Source organism: Rhodococcus sp. A14, from assembly GCF_011603105.1.
Taxonomy (GTDB): Bacteria; Actinomycetota; Actinomycetes; order Mycobacteriales; family Mycobacteriaceae; genus Rhodococcus_F; species Rhodococcus_F opacus.
The window spans coordinates 144312-166023 of sequence record NZ_JAAOQS010000004.1; the positions used below are offsets into that span (position 1 = coordinate 144312).

Below are 21712 nucleotides of genomic sequence, written 5' to 3' on the forward strand. Positions count from 1 at the left end.
GTGGTGCTACTGATCGAGCAGCCAACGCGCGCATTCGATGTCGCAGACCAGCATCTTGGCCAGTCCGCCGTGGAGGGCACCCAGTGCCGCTTGGTGTTTGGCGACGCCACCCGTGACGAGGATCGATCCCCCGCACGCGCGGATGTCGTCGAGTGGAACGGACATGGCCCGTTCGTCCAGAGGGCCGGCGACTTCGGTTCCGTCGAGCCGGTAGAAGCGCCCACCGACTTCGCCGACCGCGCCGAGGCCGGTGAGCACGGACAGCATGTCCGTGTCGATGAAGCTGCCCTCGAACAGGGTGGTCGACGTGGAGACGGCGCCCGTGCCGAACATCATCATCTCCGCCGTCCGCCCAGCCTCGAGCGCCTTGGAGATGACGGAGTCGCCCCGCATGGATACCACGGTCGATGCGTCCGCGTACAGGGGAACGGGAAGCCGAACAGTGTTGGCCTGCAACTGCTCCGCGCACCTACCCAGGACGTACTCCGTTCCGGTCTGGTAGTTGATGGCACTCACCGAACCGTCGAGCTGGACGACCGACGCGCACGTGGCCGCCCCGGACGGCAACCCCTGCGCGACGGCGACCGTCTCGGGCCCCCACGTGAATCCGAGGGTGTCGCCTTCCCGGATCCGGCGCACCAGCAGGGACGCGGCGGCGCGCCCGACCCCGGCGAAGCTGTTGTGGTCGTCGATCGAACCGGCGGCGTCGACGGAATCGGCGACCACCACCGCCTCGACGAGGCTGTACTTCTCCTCGAGCGCACGCTCCTCGTCCGAGCGCAGCGAATCCCGCAGATGCGCGGGAGCCTGCACCTCGATGCGTACCAGGCCCTGCGTCCGGGCCCGTGCCACCAGCCGGCCCGCCGTCGGGCGGGAGACACCGAGGCGTGTCGCGACCTCGGCCTGCGTCATTCCGTCCAAGTAGTACAGCGTTGCAGCGCGCAACGCGAGGCGTAGATCCTCCGTCGTGGACGGCGGCGGCGACGCGATGAGAGACGGCGTCTGGGCCGTCGGATTGGGGGACGTCACTGATTCTCCTCGCCATGATCCCGAGCCCGTCGAGTGTGTCTTCGGAGCCTCGAGAAACCGTGAGCAAATGATCACTATGCGTTCATCTGCTCAATACGCTAGCATCGAAGTGTGACCCACACAACACTCCCTTCCGATATCCCCAGGACGATGCGTGCCAGCGTGCTGGTCGAGCCGGGTGTCATCGAGATCCGGGAACGGCCCGTCCCGACTCCCGGCCCCGGCGACGTCCTGGTCCGCGTGGCCTCGGTAGGCGTCTGCGGATCGGATGCCCACTACTACCGCGAGGGCCGCATCGGCGAGTTCGTGGTCGACCAGCCGATCGTGCTGGGCCACGAAGCGTCGGGCACCGTCGTGGGTGTCGGTGCCGGAGTCCCGGCAGCGCGGATCGGGCAGCGAGTCTCCATCGAACCGCAGCGCCCCGACCCGGACAGCGACGAATCGCGGCGCGGTCTCTACAACCTCTGTCCGCACATGCAGTTCTATGCCACCCCGCCGATCGACGGGGCGCTGGCCGAATACGTGACCATCGGCTCGGCGTTCGCCCATGCGATTCCGGACGAGATGTCGGAGGACGCGGCCGCGCTGTGTGAGCCGTTGTGCGTGGCCATCGCCACCACCCGCAAAGCCGGCGTGACGGCCGGATCCCGCGTCCTGATCGCGGGAGCGGGACCGATCGGGATCGCCATGGTGCAGACGGCCCTCGCATTCGGCGCCACCGAAGTGGTCGTCTCGGACCTCGATCCCCGGCGACTCGACGTCGCAACGAAATTCGGTGCCACCGCGGTGCTCGACCCCCGCGAGCAGGACGTCGCGGGACTCCACGTGGACGCGTTCGTCGACGCGTCCGGCGCCCCGAGCGCGGTGCTGGCCGGGATCCAGGCCGTCCGGCCCGCGGGATCCGTGGTTCTGGTGGGCATGGGCGCCCCCGAGATGACACTGCCGGTCCAGACCATCCAGAACCGGGAGTTGGTGCTGACCGGGGTATTCCGCTACGCCAACACCTGGCCGACGGCGATCGCCCTCGCGCGGTCGGGGCGGGTCGACCTCGATTCGATGGTCACCGGAAGATTTCCGCTCGCCGAGGCGGAGCAAGCACTGAACGCAGACCGGACGCCGGGCAGCCTCAAGGCCGTCGTACGCGTCCAGGAATGAGGAGAGACCGATGCAACTGTGCGCGCAGGCATTGCAGCAGTTCGACGACACCGTGCAGGTGCCGAATTACGATCGAAGCGACATCACCGTAGGGATAGTGCATTTCGGTGTCGGCGGATTCCACCGCGCACATCAGGCGATGTACGTCGACCGGTTGCTGCGACGCGGGGAGGCCCGCGAGTGGGGCATCTGCGGGGTCGGGGTCCTGCCCGGTGACCGGCGGATGAAGGACGTCCTCGACGCGCAGGACGGCCTGTACACGCTGGCGCTGCGACACCCGGACGGCACCTGGGACGTGAGCGTCATCGGGTCCATCGTCGACTACCTCTTCGCTCCGGACGATCCCGAGGCCGTGATCGAGAAGATCGCCGCGGAGACCACGAAGATCGTCTCGCTGACGATCACGGAGGGCGGCTACAACTTCACCCACGACACGGGCGAGTTCGATGCCGAGAACCCGGACGTCGTGCACGACCTCACCGACGGCGCCGCCCCGCGGACCACGTTCGGACTCGTCATCGAGGCCCTGGCCCGGCGCCGCGCGCGCGGCTTGCCGTCGCCGACCATCATGTCCTGCGACAACATTCAGGGCAACGGCGACGTGGCCCGCAAGATGTTCCTGGCCTACGCAGAGTTGAAGGATCCCGAACTGGCGGCGTGGATGCGCGAGGAGACGTCCTTCCCCAACTCGATGGTCGACCGCATCACGCCCGTCACCACCCCCGAGGTGACCGAGGCGCTGTCGTCGCGGTTCGGCATCGACGACCGGTGGCCCGTCGCCGCCGAACCGTTCACGTCGTGGGTGCTCGAGGACGCCTTCCCGCTCGGTCGCCCGGCATTCGAGGACGTCGGCGTCCAGGTGGTCGACGACGTCGAACCCTACGAACTGATGAAGCTGCGCCTGCTCAACGCGAGCCACCAGGGCCTCTGCTACTTCGGATACCTGTCGGGATACCGGCTCGTGCACGAGGTCGCGCAGGATCCGCTCTTCGCCGACTTCCTGCTCGCGTACATGGACGAGGAGGCCACGCCCACCCTGGCGCCGGTGCCCGGAGTCGACCTGGACGACTACAAACGCACGCTCATCGAGCGCTTCTCCAATCCCGAGATCCGCGACACCGTCGCCCGCCTGTGCGCCGAGTCCTCCGACCGCATCCCGAAGTGGCTGCTGCCGGTCATCCGCGAGAACCTGGTCGCCGACCGCCCCGTTCGACTGTCCGCCGCGATCGTGGCGAGCTGGGCCCGGTATGCCGAGGGAGTCGACGAGAACGGCGAACCCATCGACGTCGTCGACCAGTTGAAGGACTCCCTCGTGCCGATCGCGCGCAGCCAGCACGAGAATCGCACGGCCTTCATCGAGAACCAGTCGGTCTTCGGTGACCTGGCCGAGAATCCGCGCTTCGTCACCGCGTATCTCTGGGCGCTGGACTCGCTGTACAGCGTCGGTGCACGGAAGACGCTCGAGGCTCTGCGTGAGAAGGTGCAGTCATGAGTCTGGTCATCGGTGAAGCCCTCATCGACATCGTCACGGCGAGCGACGGCACCACCACCGAGTACGTCGGCGGTAGCCCGCTCAACGTCGCGGTCGGTCTCGGCCGGCTGGGCCGTCCGGTCGAATTCGTCACCCGGATCGGTGACGACACGAGGGGCGGTGCGATCGTTCGGCACCTCGAGCAGTCGGGGGTGAGCCTCGCGCCCGGCAGTGTCACCGCGCAGCGAACGGCGACGGCCCACGCCACCCTCGATTCCGCCGGATCCGCCACCTACGAGTTCGACATCGAGTGGGACCTTCCCTCCCCCAGCGGGTCATCTACCCCGTCGCTCGTTCACACCGGTTCCATTGCCGCCGTGATGGAGCCTGGCTGCGACGTCGTCGCAGACATGCTCCACCGCCGCCGCTCGTCCGCGACCATCAGCTACGACCCCAACGTGCGACCGGTGTTGATCACCGACAAGGCACGTGCCCGGCAGCGGATCGAGCACCTCGTATCGATCTCCGACATCGTCAAGGTCAGCGACGAGGACCTCCGCTGGTACGACCCCGACCGAAATCCCGTCGACATCGCCCGCGAGTGGCTGTCCCGCGGACCGGCGATGGTCGCGGTGACGAAGGGCGCCGAGGGCGCATTCGCGGTCTGCGCGGCCGGACTCGTCGAGGTCGCGGCCCGCAACGTCGAGGTGGTCGACACGGTCGGCGCGGGCGATGCGTTCATGGCCGGACTCCTCGACGGGTTCTGGTCGCACGGCTTCCTCGGCGCGGAGAGCCGCAACGCACTCCACGCGATCGCCCCGGAGGAGGTGCGGAACGTACTGGACAATGCCGTGCTGATGTCGGGTCTCACGGTCGCGCGTGCCGGGGCGGATCTGCCCACCCGCGAGACACTGGACCGCGCGGCAGGTGTCCGGCAATGATCCTCGTCGCGGGCATCGATTCGTCCACCCAGTCGTGCAAGGTGATCGTCTGCGACGCCGACACCGGTGAGTTCGTCCGCGAGGGCAGGGCGCCGCATCCGGACGGCACCGAGGTCGACCCGCAGGCGTGGGCTGCGGCTCTCGACAACGCCATCGCCGCCGCCGGCGGACTGGACGACGTCGCCGCGGTGTCGGTCGGTGCGCAACAGCACGGCATGGTGTGCCTCGACGACGCCGGAACGGTCGTGCGTCCGGCGTTGCTGTGGAACGACACTCGCTCCGCCGACGCCGCCGCACAGCTGGTGGACGATCTCGGTGGTCCGGACGCGTGGGCGGACGCGGTGGGGGTGGTGCCCCTCGCCGCGATCACCGTCAGCAAGCTGCGCTGGCTGGCTGATTCCGAACCGGCGAACGCCGACCGGACGTCCACGGTGTGCCTGCCGCACGACTGGCTCGGCTGGCAGCTCACCGGCAGGTCCGCTCTCGGCACCCTGGCCACCGACCGCGGTGACGCCAGCGGAACCGGATACTTCTCCGCGGCAACGGATTCCTACCGCCCCGACCTGCTGTCGCTGGCACTGCGCGGACGCACCGCCGCCGTGCCGCGCGTGGCCCGCCCGGCCGAGCGGATCGGGGAAACCCGATGGGGCGCCGCCGTCGGTCCCGGCACCGGCGACAACGCCGCCGCCGCACTCGCCCTCGACGCCCAGGAAGGCGACGTCGTCGTCTCGGTGGGAACGTCGGGTGTCGTATCCGCGGTGTCCGTGACACCGGCGAACGATCCGGGCGGTTTCGTCGCCGGCTTCGCCGACGCCACCGGACGTCAACTGCCCCTCGTGTGCACGCTGAACGCCGCCCGGGTGCTCGACGCGACCGCCTCGCTGCTGGGCGTCGATCACGAGGAACTGTCGCGGCTGGCGCTGTCGGCGCCGTCCGGCAGTGGCGGGCTGGTGATGGTGCCGTATTTCGAGGGTGAGCGCACCCCCAACCGTCCGAACGCCACCGGCTCCGTCCACGGACTGCGGCTAGCCAATTCGACCCCCGCTCACCTCGCTCGCGCGGCAGTCGAGGGGCTGCTGTGCGGCCTGGCGGACGGCATCGACCACCTGATCGCCCAGGGGGTCACGGTGCGTCGCATCCTCCTCGTCGGGGGCGGCGCCCGCTCACAGGCACTGTGCGAACTCGCGCCCGCGATCTTCGGGGCGCCGGTCCTGGTGCCGCAACCGGCGGAGTACGTCGCGATCGGCGCCTGCAGGCAGGCGGCCTGGACGCTGGCCGGGACCCCGGAACCACCCAAGTGGGATCAGACGTCCACCCAGCGTTACGAGGCCGACCCGGCACCCGAAGTGCGCGAACGGTATTCCTCCGTGAGGCGCTGACGCGCCTGTGCGCCTTTCCGGTTGCTCCAGCTACCAAAAAGGCGCACGGGTGGCTACGCCACCTTCACCAGCATCTTCCCGACATTTCCGCCGTGCATGAGCTGCAGGAACGCGTCGACCGAGTTCTCGATGCCGTCGACGACGGTCTCGTCGTGGACCACGTCGCCGGACGCGAGCCACGGTCCCATCTTGGCGGCGAACTCGGGGAAGACGTGCGTGTAGTTGCCGAGGGTGAAGCCCTCGAGGGTGAGCCCGCGGCTGATGATGTTCACCATGTTGTCGGGGCCCGGCGTGCGCTCGGTGGCGTTGTACGCGGAGATGGCACCGCAGAGGGCGGCGCGTCCGCCGTTCCGCATGACGTCGAGCGCGGCCTCGAGGTGGTCGCCGCCGACGTTGTCGAAGTAGACGTCGATGCCGTCACCGGCGAGTCCGCGAAGCTGCTCGCGCACCGGTGCCTGCTTGTAGTCGAATGCGGCGTCGTATCCGTAGCGGTCGGTCAGCAGGGCGACCTTTTCGGCGGACCCGGCGGATCCGATGACGCGCGACGCGCCCTCGAGTCGTGCGATCTGCCCGGCGGCGGTCCCCACCGCACCCGCGGCGCCGGAGATGAACACGGAGTCGCCGGGCTTCAGGTGGGCGATGTGGACGAGTCCGACGTAGGCCGTGAGCCCGGTCAGTCCGAGAATCCCCAAATAGGCCGAGATCGGCACTCCCGGAATCTCTTCGACGACGCGGAACGCCGAGGCGTCACCCTGCGCGACGTCCCGCCACCCGAGGTCGTGAACCACCACCGAGCCGACCGGATGCGTGGCGGCGGTGGATTCGACGACGCGACCGACAGCTCCGCCGGTCATCGTCTCGCCCAGCGCGAACGGCGGGATGTACGACTTCACGTCGTTCATCCGGCCGCGCATGTACGGGTCGACCGAGACGAACTCGTTGGCCACGCGCACCTGGTCGGGCCCGAGGTCGGGCAGCTCGACGGTCGCGGTGCGGAAGTCGTCCTGGGTGGGCCAGCCCACCGGCCGGTTGATCAGCTGAATCTGGGTGCTCGTCGTCATGGGTGTTCCTTTCGATACTTCTGAGGTCACAGCGCCAGTCCGAGCGCGAGGAGGAGTACCGCGAGCAGCGGAAGTGTTCCCTGCGTGATCGCCGCGCGAGCCTTGTCGGGCGACGACAGCAGGAGCACGAGGGCCGCGAGGAGCATGGATCCCGCGCCGGCGAAGACGAGAGCCGCACCGACGGCGGTCGCGCCGATGATCACGGCGACGATGCCGACTGCCGTCACGATCGCCAAGAAGAGGTTGTAAAAGCCCTGGTTGAAGGCAAGCTCCTTGGTGGCCGCGGCTTCTTCGGCAGTGGTCCCGAACGTCGCGCGGGTGCGCGGAGCGGTCCAGAGGACGGACTCGAGCACGAAGATGTACACGTGCAGCGCACTGGCGAGCGCGGCAAGAACAAGACCCGCGGCGACCATACGAAACTCCTCCTCGTTCTGAACTGACCATTTCAATATATACTGAAATGGTCGTTTCACAACCAGGAGTGAGGATCGTCATGCCGCGCACGCAGGATTTCGACACGGCCGAAGTGGTCGGCCGCGCCCGCGACCTGTTCTGGGACAAGGGCTTCGAAGCCACGTCGATACCCGACCTCGAGCGCGTCACCGGACTGAATCGGTCGAGCCTGTACAACGCGTTCACCAGCAAACGCGGACTCTTCGACGCCGCCGTGCACGACTACCTGGACCGGGTGGTTCGCCCGCGCCTCCGCATCCTGACCGACGAGCCGACCCGCCCCGACGCCGCCGAGCGCTACTACCGCAGCCTCGCCGGCGCCCTCGCGTCCCTCCCCGACGAAACCCCCGGACGCGGCTGCCTGCTGCTCAACAGTGCCGCAGGTTTCGCCGCACACGACGACACGCAACGGTCCGTCGTCGACGCATACCAGCGCGAACTGTCCGGAGCGCTCGCCCACGCTCTCCGGGCCCACGACCCGGACGCGTCGACGGCCACCCTGGCACACCGGACCCGGCTCCTGACATCACTGTCCGTCAGCGCGCTCCTGCTGTCGCGGGTCAACCGGGACGAAGCCGTCGCGGTCGCGAACACCGCTGTCGAGCAACTGGAGGAATGGCGGCCCACCTCCTGACGTGAGTGGCAAAGTGTGCCCCCACACGCTTTGCCACTCACATGGCGGTGACCCAGTCCGCCATCACGTCCGCCAGCGCCTCGGCGCCGCGGTTGCAGTCGTCCGCTTCGGCGAACTCGTCGGGCGAGTGGGACACGCCGGTGGGGTTGCGGACGAACATCATCGCGGTGGGCACCTTCGCGGACAGGATTCCGGCGTCGTGCCCGGCAGCGGTCGGGAGGACGGGAATGTCACCCAGGTGGGCGAGTGAGCGGCGCAGTCGTTCCCGGGTCGAGTGTGGGAACTCGACGATCGGCGTGACCGATTCGGCGTCGACCTCGAGACCGATAGCGTCGGCGGCCGCGTAGGCCTGCGCCTCGGCGGTGATCTGCTGCACCAGCTTCGTCAACGTCTCCTCGTCGGCGGCCCGCGCGTCGAGCCACGCCCGCACCTCCGACGGAATGGCGTTGGCACCGTTGGGAAGTACCCGCACCTTGCCGAACGTCGCGACCGCCTCGTGCAGCGTCGCGGCGGTCCGGGCCGTGTGGACCGAGGACGCGAACGCGAGCATCGGGTCGCGGCGGTCGACGAGCCGGGTGGCGCCGGCGTGGTTGGCTTCCCCCGAGAACACGAACTGCCACCGGCCGTGCGGCCAGATCGACGAGGCCACGGCGATGGGACTGTCGATCAGGTCGAGGGCGCGTCCCTGCTCGACGTGCAACTCGACATACACGCCGACGCGGTCGACCAGGTCGGGGTCCTCGCCGAGATGGCGCGGGTCGCGGCCGGCGCCGACCAGTGCTTCGCCGAGGCTGATGCCGTCGTTGTCCCGCAGCGCCAGGGCGCGTTCGGGTGCCAGTGCCCCGGTGGACAGTTGCGAGCCGACGCACGCGACACCGAACCGTGCGCCCTCCTCGTCGGAGAACGCAGTGACCGCCACCGGACGCGTCGGCGTGATCCCCCGCTCGCGAACGAGGTCGATCGCGGCGAACGCGGACACCACCCCCAGCGGTCCGTCGTAGGCGCCGCCGTCGGGCACCGAGTCGAGGTGCGATCCGGTGACGAACGCGTCGCGAGGATCGCCGTCCCAGCCCTCGGGCATCCACCACGCCCACAGATTGCCGTTGCGGTCCTCCTCGACGCTCATGCCACGAGCCTGCCCACAGTCCGAAAACCATTCGCGCAGCGTCATGTCGGCGTCGTTCCACGCGAATCTTCGGTATCCCCTGGTCGACTTGTGCTGTCCCACATCGAGGATGCTCGCCCAGAGCGAATCGAAGGAAGTCATGTTCTCGGTCCTCTACTCATAGTTCCAAGCCGGTAGGCGCTTCGCGCCCGTGCGCCTTTCTGGTTGCTCCAGCTACCAAAAAGGCGCACGGGTGGCGGAGCCGCCTACAGGGCGCCGGGGATCCAGGTGGTTCCGGCGAGGGGCACGCGGGCCATCGCCGACGCCTCGACGGTGAGGGCGACGAGGTCCTCGGGTTCGAGGTTGCGCAGGTGCGACTTCCCGCAGGCGCGGGCGAGGGTCTGCGCCTCCATGGTGAGCACCCGCAGGTAGTTCGCGAGCCGGCGTCCGCCCTCGACGGGGTCGAGGTTCTTCGACAGTTCCGGGTCCTGGGTGGTGATGCCGGCGGGGTCCTTGCCGGCTTGGAAGTCGTCGTAGAACCCGGCCGCCGAGCCCAGTTCCTCGTACTGCTTCGCGTAGCGGGGGCTGTTGTCGCCCAGCGCGATCAGGGCGGCGGTGCCGATGGCGACGGCGTCCGCCCCGAGCGCCATGGCCTTCGCGACGTCGGCGCCGCTACGGATGCCCCCCGACACGATGAGCTGTACCTTGCGATGCACCCCGAGTTCCTGCAGCGCCTGCACCGCCTGCGGGATCGCGGCCAGGGTGGGGATGCCGACGTGCTCGATGAACACGTCCTGGGTGGCGGCGGTGCCGCCCTGCATGCCGTCGACCACGACGACGTCGGCGCCGGCCTTCACGGCGAGCTTCACGTCGTAGTAGGTGCGGGTGGCGCCGACCTTGATGTAGATCGGCTTCTCCCAGTTGGTGATCTCGCGCAGTTCGATGATCTTGATCGCGAGGTCGTCGGGACCGGTCCAGTCGGGGTGCCTGCAGGCCGACCGCTGGTCGACACCCATCGGGAGGGTGCGCATCCCGGCGACGCGTTCGGTGATCTTCTGTCCCAGCAGCATTCCGCCGCCGCCGGGCTTGGCGCCCTGGCCGAGGACGATCTCGATGGCGTCGGCCTTGCGGAGGTCGTCCGGGTTCATCCCGTACCGGGACGGCAGGTACTGGTAGACGAGGTTCTTCGACTGCCCGCGTTCCTCGGGGGTCATGCCGCCGTCACCGGTGGTGGTGGACGTGCCGACCTCGCTGGCGCCGCGGCCGAGGGCTTCCTTCGCCTGCCCGGACAGTGCCCCGAAGCTCATGCCGGCGATGGTGATCGGGATGTCCAGGTGCAGTGGGAACTTGGCGTTGCGGTCGCCGAGCACGACGTCGGTGTCGCACTTCTCGCGGTAGCCCTCGAGCGGGTACCGCGACATCGACGCGCCGAGGAACAGCAGGTCGTCGAAGTGCGGCAGCGTGCGCTTGGCACCCCAGCCGCGGATGTCGTAGATGCCGGTCTCGGCGGCCCGCTGGATCTCGGAGATGACGCCGCGGTCGAACGTCGCCGATTCGCGCAGGGCCGGGTTCGGGGTGTTCATGACGGTTCTCCTAGTACGCGCTGGCGTTGTCGACGTGGAAGTTGTAGAGCTTGCGGGCAGAGCCGTAGCGGGTGAACTCGGACGGGTCGGCGTCGAAGCCGGCCAGATCCAGCAGTTCCCGCAGTTCCGTCAGGTGCTCCTCGCGCATTTCCTTCTTGATGCAGTCGGCGCCGAGGGAGGCGACGGTACCGCGCACGTAGATGCGGGCCTCGTACAGCGAGTCGCCGAGGGCCTCGCCGGCGTCGCCGAGAACGACGAGACGGCCGGCCTGACCCATGAACGCGGACATGTGGCCGATGTTGCCGCCGACGACGATGTCGACGCCCTTCATCGAGATGCCACAGCGCGCAGCGGCATTGCCGTCGATCACGAGGAGGCCGCCGTGGGCGGTGGCGCCCGCGGACTGCGACGCATCACCCTTGACGTGCACCGTTCCCGACATCATGTTCTCGGCGACCCCGACTCCGGCGTTGCCGGTGACGGTCACCGTCGCGTGCTGGTTCATGCCGGCGCAGTAGTAGCCGACGTGCCCGTCGATGGTGACGTCGATGTCGGAGTCGAGGCCGCAGGCCAGCGCGTGCGCGCCCTGCGGGCCGGTGACCGTGACCGTCTTCGGGGCTTCTGGGGAGGTGAGCCGCTCGTTGACGGCACGGGTACTCGACGTCTCGAGGTTCAGGACAGTCGCTTCGGTGGTGGCTACCGGTGCCATACGTACACCTCTTCCGGTTCGGGCTCGAAGATTCGGGCGTTGTCGACGCCGGGCAGGTTCGCCAGGGCGCGGTATTCGGAGGCCATCGCGACCCACTGATCGGTCTCGGCGATGACGGCGGGCTTGCAGGAGATGGCGTCCCGGACCACGGCGAACGAGTCGGCCGTCGAGACGAGTAGGGTGTAGAAGCCGTCGAACGCCTCGTTCAGCATCAGCAGCGCCTTCTCCAGGTCGACGCCCTCTGCGAGCTGCTTGGCGACGAACCGCGCCCCGACCTCGGTGTCGTTGGCGCTGTCGAACGCGACGCCGTCACGTTCGAGCTGATGCTTGATGCTCATGTGGTTGGAGAACGAGCCGTTGTGCACGAGGCACTGGTCGGGGCCGACGGAGAACGGGTGCGATCCCTCGGCGGTCACCGCGGATTCGGTGGCCATGCGGGTGTGCGCGACACCCTGCCAGCCGCTCGCCGACGGCAGCCCGAACCGGTTCGCCAGGTCGATGGGGTTTCCGACGCCCTTGAGAACGGTCAGGTCGTCACCGAAGCCGATGACCCGCGCCGACGGCACCACGCTGCGCACTGCCGCCGCGAGATCCTCGGCGCCGACGACGCCGTGCAGGATCGTCGTCGGCTGCAGGTCGATTCCGGTGACGGTGGTGTCGAGGGACGCCGACAGCGTTGCGGCGAGTTCCGCTGCGGGGACGGGGCAGTCGAGCAGCGAGACCGTGGACTCACCGACCGGCGACCAGGCCTGGTCCCCGTAAATCGCCATGCCTGCGGAATCGGGTCCGCGGTCGCACATCTGACCGAGCATGTCGGTGAGCAGGGCGCCGAGTTGTGGGTAGAGGGACGGCTCACGCAGGTGAAGTCCGACGATTCCACACATGGATGTCTCCTTTCGGGAGGTCTGTCAGAACGCTGTCAGGTAGTGGTCGAGTTCCCAGGGGGAGACGGTGTTGTGCCAGGCGAAGAACTCCTCGCGCTTGAGTGTCGCGAAGTACTCGGCGACCCCGGGGCCCGCGACGTCCAGGGCGCCCGTCACGACCGGATCCGATTCCAGGGCGTCCATCGCGTGCAGCAGCGTCATCGGCAGCATGTCGCTGGGACTGTCGCCGGAGCCGGGGGTGCCGGGGTCGAGATCGCGTTCGATGCCGTCCAGGCCGGCGGCGATGGCGGTGGCCGCGGCGAGGTAGGGATTGGCCGAGCCGTCGCCGCCGCGCAGTTCCACCCGGTTCTTGTCCGGCACCCGGAGGTAGTGGGTGCGGTCGTTGCCGCCGTACGTGGCGTAGCGAGGCGACCAGGTGGCGCCGCTGCTCGTCGACGTGGCGCCGGTCCGCTTGTACGAGTTGACGGTCGGCGCGATCACACCCTGCAGCGCGCACGCGTGCTCCAGGATCCCCGCGATGAACGCGTACGCCGTCCTCGACAGTCCCAGCCCCTTCGGATCGTCGCCGTCCGGAAACACCGAACCGGCGTCGTTCCACAGCGACAGGTGCAGGTGCATGCCGGACCCGGTGCGGTCGGAGAAGGGTTTGGGCATGAACGTGGCCTTCATGCCGCGCTTCTCGGCGATCACCGACAGCAGGTACCGGGCGGTGATCACCCGGTCGGCGGTGGTCATGGCGTCGGCGTAGTCGAAGTTCTGCTCGAACTGCCCGTTGCCGTCCTCGTGGTCGTTGGCGTAGTTACCCCAGCCGAGCGCGTTCATGGCCGCGGACACCTCGGTCAGATGGTCGTACATCCGGGTGACGTCGCGGGCGTCGTAACACGGCTGACGGCTGACGTCGGCGGTGTCCGCGGTGGTGAGGGCGCCGTCTCCGACGCGGTGGACGAGGAAGTACTCGATCTCCGCGCCGACGTTGACGGACAGGCCGAGATCGGACGCCTTCTTCAGCGTCTCCTTCAGGATCACCCGCGGCGCATACGGCCAGGGTTTACCCTCCACGTGCGGGTCGCAGTGCACGATCGCCAGTCCGGGCTTGACGAACGGGATCGGCGTGAACGACGAGACGTCCGGTACGGCAACGAGATCGGAATCCTTGGGCTCCTGCCCCATGTGCCCCGCCGCGTACCCGGCGAAGCCCACGCCGTCGTCCTGAAGCTGCTCGACGGCCTCGATCGGGACCAGTTTGGCGCACGGCTTGCCGGACAGCGTCACGAACAGGGCGAGGATGAAGGTGGTTCCGGTGGCCCGGGCCACCTCGGACAAGGTCTGCGGTGGGGTTGTCACGATGTTCTGCGCGGTGAACGCGTCAGCAGTGTCGACAGCCATGGGTAGCTCCTGAACTGGTGGTCTACGGGTGAGGGGGTCTGTGGGTCAGCGCATCTCGCCGGCGCCCTCATAGGGGTGCAGGCTGAAGAGGAGGTCGTCCTCCTCGAAGCGTGAGTAGCGGAAGTCGGACGGCTCGACGTTCGGGAGGCTGGTCGTGCCGTCGTCGAGGAGCATGTCGGCGACGAGGCGGCCGACCGCCGGCGAGATCTTGAAACCGTGACCGGAGAACCCGGTGGCCAGGAACAGTCCGTCGACCGGTGCGGGTCCGATGATCGGGTTGTAGTCGGGAGTGACGTCGTACGCGCCGACGTAGCTCGAGGTGATCCGCGGATCGGGCATGTCGGGCAGACGGTTCCCGAGCTTGCCGATGTTCTTCTCGATGGTGCTGTCGTCCGCGCGGTTGCTGTACTTGTCGGGGTCGATGTATTCGGGCGCAGCGTGGTCGCTGTTGCCGACGAGCAGTTCTCCGTTCGGCTCGCGGCAGATGTACTGCAGTCCGGCCAGGTCCGACAGCACCGGCACCTCCGGAGTCGGAACACCCTGATCGATCAGGACAAGCTGCGCCCGTTGGGCTTTCACCGGGATGTCGACGCCGACACCGGCGCCGAGTTCGGGGGCCCACGGACCGGTCGCGAGGATCACCTGCTCGGCATGCACTTCGTCGCCGTTCGCGAGCGTCACCCCGTAGACGCGGCCGTCCGCGTTCTGCAGCAGCGACGCCACCGGCGTGCTCTGGCGGATCGTGACGCCCAGCTTGCGGGCCGAGGCACCGAACGCCATGCCGGCCATGTACGCCTCACCGCGGCCACCGAGGGGCTCGTACGCGAAGGCGGCGAAGTCGTCGAGATGCAGCCCCGGCCACAGTTCGGCCATCTTGTCGTGGCCGATGTAGTCGACGTCGATACCGAGGCCCTGCATCATCGCGACGTTCGCCTTCAGCGGGTCGATGTTGTTCTCACCGACGCCGACCACGTATCCGCACTGGCGGAATGCCATGTCGTCGCCGAAGATCTCGGTGGCCCTGGTGAAGATGTCGACGCCGTACCACGACATCGCCGCCAGCGACGGCGACCCGTAGTGGCACCGGACCACGCCACTGGACTTGCCGGTCATACCCGAGCACAGGGTGTCACGCTCGAGGACCAGGACATCGGTCTCTCCGCGGTCCGCGAGCGACCACGCGATGGCGAGACCTTCGAGTCCCCCACCGACGATCACGAACTTTGCTGTCTGTGTCACGTTGCTTCCTTCATTCGGCCGGATGATCGGGCGCTGTCGGCTTGGGTAGCGGTTCGTTTCATGTCATGAATCGCTGTTGTTCACTATGAAACAGTTCTACTATGTCGATCGTGTTACGGCAACGTTGTTGGTGCATCACCAATTTACGGCGTTCAAACGCTCTTTCAATGAATATCCTCGCTCTGATCTGCACGTTTTCGGCTCTGTCCGATTGATTTACGTCATCGAAATACGTCGTGTGGTTTCCTGTTGCTACTCCTCGTTTCATACAGAGGAGGTCGCGGACCCAACTCACCACACCTTCAGGAGAACCCATGACCACGACCGACAAGCCCACCGCCGTCCCGTTCCGCGTCACCGCTGGATTCCACGAGAACCTGCCTCAGATGCCGGTCTCGGAGTACCCGGGCACCAAGGGATACATCGACGACGTCTTCGCCAACCCGGACGGCTCGGAGATGTCGGCCGGCTACTTCGAACTCCAGCGCACCGACGCCCCGCTCGACTACTACTACGCCTACGACGAGATGAAGGTCGTCCTCGAAGGGGAGTTCACCCTCGAGAACCTCGACACCGGCCAGGTCGAGGTGGCGAAGGCGAAGGATGCGATCTTCTTCCCCAGGGGCTCGCGTATCCGCTTCACCACCCCCGACCGCGCACTGGCCTACTTCGTCGGCCACCGTTCCTTCGCTCCCTGATCCGCGATGGCGGTATCGATGAGGTCGACCAGCGTCCCACGGTGGCGATCCGACTACTCGGCCGTCGACGACCTCGCAGCGGGCGCTCTCGTCACCCGCTACGTACTGGTCTCGGAGCGCTCGGTCAGCGCGCAGGTCATCCGCGAGCTGTCCGAGCGCGTGGCGCCCGTTCCCACTCGCACGGTGATCGTGGACGACGGGGCCGGATCCGGGTTCGGCGGGTTCGGCGGGCTCGGCGAACTGCTGTCCGAGGCGCGCATCGGGTGGCGGTTCGTCGTGGCGGGCCCCGAGCGCATGGTGGGGGCGGTGCGTGCCCGGCTGATCTCCGCGGGCGCGTTGCCCGCCGAGATCGCCGCGATCATCGACCCCGACGCCCCGGTGCGCGACGTGTTCTGCGCGCACTGCCACACCACGTCGCCCTCGGTGCCGGTCGCCATCGGCGGCCGGACACCGTGCGCCGGTTGTTCCGCCGAACTCACCGTCTACTACCACTACTCCCGACGCCACAGCGCCTACCTGGGATATCGAGCCGACTCGGAGGAACTGCCATGACCACGGCCCTCGAAACAGTTGCGGGCGAGAGCATCACCGGAGGGCTCACCCTGACAGTGCGCGAGGCACGGCTGCTGTGCCCGGGCATCCGTCACGTCGTCCTCGCGGACCCGGCAGGCCGCACCCTGCCGTCGTTCACCCCGGGCAGCCACATCGCCGTCACCTGGGCCGAGGGTCGGCAGAATTCCTACTCGCTCACCGGCCCCTCGATCGAGCCGGACCACTACGCGATCTCGGTCCGGCTCGACGAGAACGGCCACGGGGGTTCGCGCTGGGTCCATGACCTCCAGCCGGATCAGCGCATTCGTGTGAGCCTTCCGCGGAGTGCGTTCGCGCCCGCGCTCAATGCTCGGCACCACCTGCTGGTCGCGGGCGGAATCGGCGTCACGCCGATCCTGTCGCACGTCCGGGCCGCGCTCGAGTGGGGTCGTTCGTTCGAAGTGATCTACTCTTTCCGCGACCAGTCGGGAGCGCACGCCGACGAGTTGGCGGTGCTGTGCGGTGACCGGATGATCACGGTCTCCACGCCCGGAGAACTCGCGGACCGCCTCGTCCCGAAGCTGGCGGACCAGCCACTCGGTACCCACGTCTACACGTGCGGTCCCGCGCCGATGATCGCGGCGGTAGCCGAGTGGGCCCGCGACTGCGGCTGGCCTCCGGGGCGCGTGCACTCGGAGGCGTTCGGGGCGGGCCCGCTGCCCGAGGGGGCGCCCTTTGCCGCCACGCTCGGGCGCACCGGAATGATCGTGCCCGTGCCCTCGGGAACCAGTCTCCTCGAAGCGTTGCTGGACAAGGGAATCAACGTTCCGAACCTCTGCCGGCAGGGTGTGTGCGGCGAATGCCGGCTGTCGGTTCGCGGCGGTGAGATCGAACACCGCGACCTCTTCCTCACCGAGGAGGAGAAGGCCTCCGGAGATTCGATCATGCCGTGCGTATCACGTTCCGCAGGAGACCGATTGGAGCTGGATCTGTGACAACCACCGACTCGCGCGCCGACCACATCGCGCGCTTTCCGTTCCCCTTTCCCCGCGACCAGTACCGCTACAGCACCAACGTCGAACCGGCCGGACACTCGACCGACACCGCCACCGGCAGCTGGGGTGAGACCCGCATCGCCATCGACGCCGACTACCACCGCGAACTCGCCGAACGCGAGCGCATCCTGGCCGAGGATCCGTCGCGGCACCAGTGCCTGCCCCACATGGTCCCCGCCGCGTGGGACGCGATGCTCACGCTGATGCGCATGCTCGCCGACGAATACCCCGGCACCATGACCCTCGAACGGCGCGAGGGCAGCTGGTTCTGGAAGAACGACCTCCTCGGGATCGAGCACAGCTTCGTGTTCGGCGATCTCGACACGTCGCCGGCGCCGCCGCTGATGTACATCTGCGGCCAGATCCAGGAAGACGTCGTGCTGCTCGACCAGCGTGAGGGCGAATTGTGGGGCGACGCCGGACTGGTGACGTTCGCGGCGGACTGGTCCTTCGGATTCGACGTGGGCATGAGCTTTCTCGAAATTCACGGCCCCGTCCCGCGAATTCACAGCGAGAAGATCATCACCCGCGCACACAACTTCCTGATGCGGCTCGAGCCCGGCCAGAGCTATCGGCGCACCAACTGGTCGTTGACCGTGGACGGCAAACTCGACACCTCGACCGAGACCTATCCCCGGTGGGGGAAGGACCGGCGCACCCTCGCCGACGGTCCGCTGGACGAGGTCGGGGACCGCCTGTTCCTGAGAACCGAAGTGCAGCATCTGATCCGGCTCGCGCACTCCGGCACCGTCATGTTCCTGATCCGGACGTATCTGCTTTCGTTCCGGGACGTCGCATCCGTTCCGGAGTGGGGCGATCGGCTGTACCGGGTGCTCGAGGACCTCCCGGTGGACATGGCCGAATACAAGGGCATCAGCCGCACCCGGGAACCCGGCATGAGATGGCTGCTGACCCATGGGAACGTCGCACCGTGACGCTGGCCGACGGGCGACCGCGAAGGCCGGCACCCCAGACCGATCCGGCTCTCGGCCTCGTTCTCGCGACGGTCTCCGTGATCGCCCGCAACGGCCTGCGCGGTCTGACGACCCAGGCCGTCGCACGTGAGGCCGGCGTTTCGGACGAGGCCGTCCTGCACAGTGTCGGATCGACGGACGCCCTCGTCGACGCCGCACTCCGTTACGCACTGGACAAGAGCGCGAGCGTCTTCGCCGACATCGCCGCCGGATCGTCGCTCGACCACTTCGTCGAACACCTCACCGACCTCGTCGCCCGCGACCCCGACCTCCAGGTCTTCCAGTACGAGTTGATGCTCGAGTCCCGGCGCACGCCACGCCTCGACCCGCACGTGAAACTGCTGTACGCCACGTACATCGAGGCGACGTCGCAGGCACTGACCCGGCTGGGCATCACCGCCGACGAAGACCTGACCCTGCTGGTGTACTCGGCGATCGAGGGATTCATCATGCACCAGCTCGTCGCGAAGGACCGTCCCGCAACGGAACGTGCAATCGAGCGGCTACGCCGGATTCTGTCGACCGCGAGGTAGTCCCTGCACGTGAGTGGCAAAGTGTGCCCCGGCACGCTTTGCCACTCACGTGCGGTCGAGGATCTCGGCGATCACGACCGACGCCGGTCCGGAGACGCGCACCGACCCCCGCTCGACGAGGAGGCAGTCGCCCGGCTCGACGAGACCGAGGTCCGTCGTCAGCCGCCCACCGAGGACCAGGGCGAGAGCGGCCAGCCGTCCGTCGGCGGTCACGTCCCGCGCCGCTCCGATGTCGACGATGTTCACGGAGGCCGCGGTGGTGGTCCGGTGGACCATGACGTTGAACGCCTCGGTCGGCCCTTCCGCCACGCAGTCGGGGCCGCGCTCACCGGCGAAGGCCGTCGGACTCAGGCGCGGAATCACGGTGGGGCCGCCGCCGAAGTCGAGTGACACGGGCTGGTAGCCGATCACCGTGAATATCCGATCCACCCCGGGAAACGGCGAGAAAGTCGAGCCCGCGTCGAGCGTCGCGACGCTGAAGCGCCACCGGGACGCGGCACCGGCGGCGATCTCCGCAGTGGTGCCCGCGCCGTTGGCCCATGGGGTGGTCCGGCGATCCGAGCGCCGGATGATGCGGGCCTCGCGAACTGTGGTCACTCCTTCTCCTCACCTAGAGAGTTCACTGTCAAGATACTTTGTTTCGCACATCGGCACGCAGGCGCACGCCGAATTCCGTTACGCAGTTGTCACGCGGCGAACCATTTCCGCAATCTCCGCTTTGGTTCACTGACACTAGACATTGATTCCCAAAGGCGGACACGACAAGTGTCGCGCCATCCTCGATCAAGGTGGACGACTATGAACGAAGCAGTCGCTGCGGCCGACACCGCCTGGATTCTTGCAGCCTTCACGGCAGTGAGCCTCATGGTGCCGGGCCTGGCAATGTTCTACGGCGGAATGGTCAGCGTGCGCAACACCCTCAACATGGCCATGATGACGTTCGGCGCGTTCGCCGTCGTCGGCGTGCTGTGGATCGTGTTCGGCTACTCCGCCGTGCTGGGTAACTCCCTCGGCGGTCTCGGCATCCTGGGCGACCCCCTCGAGTACTTCGGCTCCAGTTCATTACTGGAGGCCCCCGCCGAACCCGGACTGCCGCCCGCCCTGGTCTCCGGATTCCAGCTGTTGTTCGCCGGCATCACCGTCGCGCTCATCTCCGGAGCGCTGGCCGACCGGATGAAGTTCGGTGCCTGGATGGTGTTCGCCGGACTGTGGGCCACGTTCGTCTACTTCCCGATCGCACACTGGGTCTTCGCGTTCGACTCCGAGGACGGATCGGTGATCGGTGGATGGATCGCAAACACCCTCGGCGCCGTCGACTTCGCCGGCGGCACGGCCGTGCACATCAATGCCGGCGTTGCCGCTCTCGCGGTCGTCCTGGTCCTCGGGGCCCGCAAGACGTTCCCCGTCTCGCCGCGCCCGCACAGCCTTCCCCTGACCATGCTCGGCGCAGGAATCCTGTTCTTCGGTTGGTTCGGGTTCAACGGTGGCTCGGCTCTCTCCGCCGGAAACAGTGCGTCCGTCGTCATCCTCAACACCGTCGCCGCGTCGTGCGCCGGCATCTGCGCCTGGCTCGTCGTCGAGAAACTGCGCGAAGGCCACGCCACGTCGCTGGGCGCCGCGTCGGGTCTGATCGCGGCGCTGGTCGCCATCACGCCGGCCTGTGGCGCCGTCTCACCCCTCGGCGCGCTGGTCGTGGGAGGCGCGGCCGGCGCGGTTTGCTGCTTCGCGGTCTCCTGGAAGTACCGGCTCGGCTACGACGACGCACTCGACGTCGTCGGCGTGCACCTGGTCGGCGGCATCCTCGGTACCGTTCTGATCGGTTTCCTCGCGGATCCGGCCGCTCCCAGCGGCGCGACGGGACTCTTCTACGGTGGTGGCGTCGACGTGCTGTGGCGCCAATGTGTCGCCGTGGCAGCCGTTCTCGCGTACTCCTTCGCGGTCACGCTGGTGATCGTCCTCGCACTGAAGAAATTCATGGGCATCCGCGCCGACCAGGAAAGCGAATACGACGGTCTCGACGTCTCCGTCCACGGCGAGACGGCCTACGTGCTCGATGCCGTCGGCCTGACCGGCGCCTCGAAGCACGGCACCGACGCGGTGCTCGGTGCAGAAGCGATCACGACCAGGGCGGCGGACCCCGCGAAGGCCTGATCCAGCGTCCGACACAGACAGTGGCCCAGCCCCGCGGAATGCTGCGGGGGCAGGGCCACTGCCTGTGTCCCAGCTAGGTCAGGCTCTGAGCCAGACCCCGAAGCCTCGCGCTGTAGTTGTTCGGCTGGGCCGAAAGGAACTGACTCAGCACGATCAGGTCGAATTCCTGCATGGCAGCCGAATCGGCAGTAATCGAGGCATGATTCGTCACTTCGTGCTCCAGTAGTTCGACCGCCTCACGCCACCCACGGATCGCGGGTCTTCCGAGTTCCATCTGCGGCTCGAATCGCAGTGGTTCGACGAGTGGGCTGCCGAGAATCTCCTGCAAGTGCTCCTCGAGGCTTTGGCGCGCGAGTCGGATGATCAGCTGAGTCTGCCCTTCGTGCCACTGCATGGTTGCCGGGCGGCCCGGCTGCAGAATCGACGCGACCGATATCGTCGAATCGAACTCCTCTGCGCCAGAGGTGATTCGGGCCGTACCCGACAGCGGGATCTGAACGACGTAGAAATCGCCGGGATCGTTCGGGTTCATCCGCGCATCGGTCCCGTAGTCGAAATAGTAGAGACCGATCGTGCCCGCGGTGGCCAGGTGAACCGGCTCGAGGCGGTCGAAGGGCAGCGCGGCCTTCTCTTCGGACGCTATCTGAACTGTCGATATCACGGTAACCACAACCTTTCGAACCATCCGCCACTCTACGCGCCGGCGCGGGGGCGAAGGAAGGTCGAAATCCCGATTCTGCC

22 protein-coding genes are annotated in these 21712 nt (G+C 67.7%); 11 read left to right on the top strand and 11 right to left on the bottom strand.

Annotated features, from left to right (window positions below; all coding sequences use genetic code 11):
* Positions 1 to 6: 6 nt before the first annotated feature.
* The gene (locus G9373_RS04050) at positions 7 to 1029 is read right to left on the bottom strand and encodes a sugar-binding domain-containing protein (RefSeq protein WP_054245619.1); all 1023 of its coding nucleotides are present in this window, start codon (positions 1027 to 1029) and stop codon (positions 7 to 9) included.
* 150 nt (positions 1030 to 1179) lie between these two features.
* On the opposite strand from G9373_RS04050, the gene G9373_RS04055 reads away from it, so the two are divergent.
* The 4 genes from G9373_RS04055 to xylB are packed head-to-tail and all read left to right on the top strand — an operon-like array spanning position 1180 to position 5975.
* A complete protein-coding gene (locus tag G9373_RS04055; RefSeq protein ID WP_167114029.1) occupies positions 1180 to 2184 on the top strand; it encodes an NAD(P)-dependent alcohol dehydrogenase in 1005 nt (334 codons plus the stop codon).
* A gap of 10 nt (positions 2185 to 2194) precedes the next feature.
* A complete protein-coding gene (locus G9373_RS04060; RefSeq protein WP_005569874.1) occupies positions 2195 to 3676 on the top strand; it encodes a mannitol dehydrogenase family protein in 1482 nt (493 codons plus the stop codon).
* Positions 3673 to 4596, top strand: a complete 924-nt coding sequence (locus G9373_RS04065) for a carbohydrate kinase (protein ID WP_054245620.1) — start codon at positions 3673 to 3675, stop codon at positions 4594 to 4596. The genes G9373_RS04060 and G9373_RS04065 overlap by 4 nt, the downstream gene beginning before the upstream one ends.
* Positions 4593 to 5975: a xylulokinase gene (gene xylB / locus G9373_RS04070; RefSeq protein ID WP_167113978.1), complete on the top strand. Its 1383-nt coding sequence runs from the start codon at positions 4593 to 4595 to the stop codon at positions 5973 to 5975. Before G9373_RS04065 ends, xylB begins: the two co-directional genes overlap by 4 nt.
* Positions 5976 to 6028: 53 nt before the next feature.
* Here xylB and G9373_RS04075 read toward each other — a convergent pair whose 3' ends face one another.
* Positions 6029 to 7036, bottom strand: coding sequence for an NADP-dependent oxidoreductase (locus G9373_RS04075; protein ID WP_054245622.1), 1008 nt, complete (start codon positions 7034 to 7036; stop codon positions 6029 to 6031).
* A gap of 26 nt (positions 7037 to 7062) precedes the next feature.
* Positions 7063 to 7449, bottom strand: coding sequence for a DUF1304 domain-containing protein (locus tag G9373_RS04080; RefSeq protein WP_005261026.1), 387 nt, complete (start codon positions 7447 to 7449; stop codon positions 7063 to 7065).
* Between the two features lie 80 nt (positions 7450 to 7529).
* Here G9373_RS04080 and G9373_RS04085 point away from each other — a divergent pair, with 80 nt between their 5' ends.
* Entirely contained in the window at positions 7530 to 8123 is a 594-nt protein-coding gene (locus G9373_RS04085; protein ID WP_043791435.1) for a TetR/AcrR family transcriptional regulator, read from the top strand.
* Between the two features lie 37 nt (positions 8124 to 8160).
* Here G9373_RS04085 and G9373_RS04090 read toward each other — a convergent pair whose 3' ends face one another.
* The 6 genes from G9373_RS04090 to G9373_RS04115 all read right to left on the bottom strand — a co-directional run bounded on the left by G9373_RS04090 (position 8161) and on the right by G9373_RS04115 (position 15029).
* Positions 8161 to 9390: an allantoate amidohydrolase gene (locus G9373_RS04090; protein ID WP_167113981.1), complete on the bottom strand. Its 1230-nt coding sequence runs from the start codon at positions 9388 to 9390 to the stop codon at positions 8161 to 8163.
* A gap of 104 nt (positions 9391 to 9494) precedes the next feature.
* Positions 9495 to 10811, bottom strand: coding sequence for an FMN-binding glutamate synthase family protein (locus G9373_RS04095; RefSeq protein WP_005250836.1), 1317 nt, complete (start codon positions 10809 to 10811; stop codon positions 9495 to 9497).
* Between the two features lie 10 nt (positions 10812 to 10821).
* On the bottom strand, positions 10822 to 11520 hold the full coding sequence (locus G9373_RS04100; RefSeq protein ID WP_005569860.1) for a formylmethanofuran dehydrogenase: 699 nt from the start codon (positions 11518 to 11520) through the stop codon (positions 10822 to 10824).
* The gene (locus G9373_RS04105; protein ID WP_167113984.1) at positions 11508 to 12404 is read right to left on the bottom strand and encodes a glutamine amidotransferase family protein; all 897 of its coding nucleotides are present in this window, start codon (positions 12402 to 12404) and stop codon (positions 11508 to 11510) included. The genes G9373_RS04100 and G9373_RS04105 overlap by 13 nt, the downstream gene beginning before the upstream one ends.
* A 24-nt stretch (positions 12405 to 12428) precedes the next feature.
* Complete coding sequence (gene glnT / locus G9373_RS04110; protein WP_005255994.1) at positions 12429 to 13790, bottom strand: type III glutamate--ammonia ligase; 1362 nt, start codon at positions 13788 to 13790, stop codon at positions 12429 to 12431.
* A gap of 45 nt (positions 13791 to 13835) precedes the next feature.
* Complete coding sequence (locus G9373_RS04115) at positions 13836 to 15029, bottom strand: FAD-dependent oxidoreductase (protein WP_167113987.1); 1194 nt, start codon at positions 15027 to 15029, stop codon at positions 13836 to 13838.
* Between the two features lie 314 nt (positions 15030 to 15343).
* Here G9373_RS04115 and G9373_RS04120 point away from each other — a divergent pair, with 314 nt between their 5' ends.
* Genes G9373_RS04120 through G9373_RS04140 form a run of 5 tightly spaced genes read left to right on the top strand, consistent with a single transcriptional unit; the run spans position 15344 to position 18820 of the window.
* Complete coding sequence (locus G9373_RS04120) at positions 15344 to 15727, top strand: ethanolamine utilization protein (protein ID WP_005250830.1); 384 nt, start codon at positions 15344 to 15346, stop codon at positions 15725 to 15727.
* 6 nt (positions 15728 to 15733) lie between these two features.
* Positions 15734 to 16279 carry a dimethylamine monooxygenase subunit DmmA family protein gene (locus tag G9373_RS04125; protein ID WP_167113989.1) on the top strand — a complete coding sequence of 182 codons (546 nt, stop codon included), beginning with the start codon at positions 15734 to 15736 and terminating at the stop codon, positions 16277 to 16279.
* Positions 16276 to 17253, top strand: coding sequence for a PDR/VanB family oxidoreductase (locus tag G9373_RS04130; RefSeq protein ID WP_167113992.1), 978 nt, complete (start codon positions 16276 to 16278; stop codon positions 17251 to 17253). The genes G9373_RS04125 and G9373_RS04130 overlap by 4 nt, the downstream gene beginning before the upstream one ends.
* Positions 17250 to 18248: a DUF3445 domain-containing protein gene (locus tag G9373_RS04135; protein WP_167113994.1), complete on the top strand. Its 999-nt coding sequence runs from the start codon at positions 17250 to 17252 to the stop codon at positions 18246 to 18248. The genes G9373_RS04130 and G9373_RS04135 overlap by 4 nt, the downstream gene beginning before the upstream one ends.
* A complete protein-coding gene (locus G9373_RS04140) occupies positions 18245 to 18820 on the top strand; it encodes a TetR family transcriptional regulator (protein WP_167114032.1) in 576 nt (191 codons plus the stop codon). Before G9373_RS04135 ends, G9373_RS04140 begins: the two co-directional genes overlap by 4 nt.
* 45 nt (positions 18821 to 18865) lie before the next feature.
* Here the strand turns inward: G9373_RS04140 and G9373_RS04145 are convergent, their stop codons facing one another.
* On the bottom strand, positions 18866 to 19417 hold the full coding sequence (locus G9373_RS04145; RefSeq protein ID WP_167113997.1) for a HutD family protein: 552 nt from the start codon (positions 19415 to 19417) through the stop codon (positions 18866 to 18868).
* A gap of 201 nt (positions 19418 to 19618) precedes the next feature.
* Here G9373_RS04145 and G9373_RS04150 point away from each other — a divergent pair, with 201 nt between their 5' ends.
* Positions 19619 to 20971, top strand: coding sequence for an ammonium transporter (locus G9373_RS04150; RefSeq protein WP_054245630.1), 1353 nt, complete (start codon positions 19619 to 19621; stop codon positions 20969 to 20971).
* Positions 20972 to 21044: 73 nt separating this feature from the next.
* Here G9373_RS04150 and G9373_RS04155 read toward each other — a convergent pair whose 3' ends face one another.
* Positions 21045 to 21656: a transcriptional regulator gene (locus G9373_RS04155; RefSeq protein ID WP_167114000.1), complete on the bottom strand. Its 612-nt coding sequence runs from the start codon at positions 21654 to 21656 to the stop codon at positions 21045 to 21047.
* Positions 21657 to 21712: the final 56 nt, after the last annotated feature.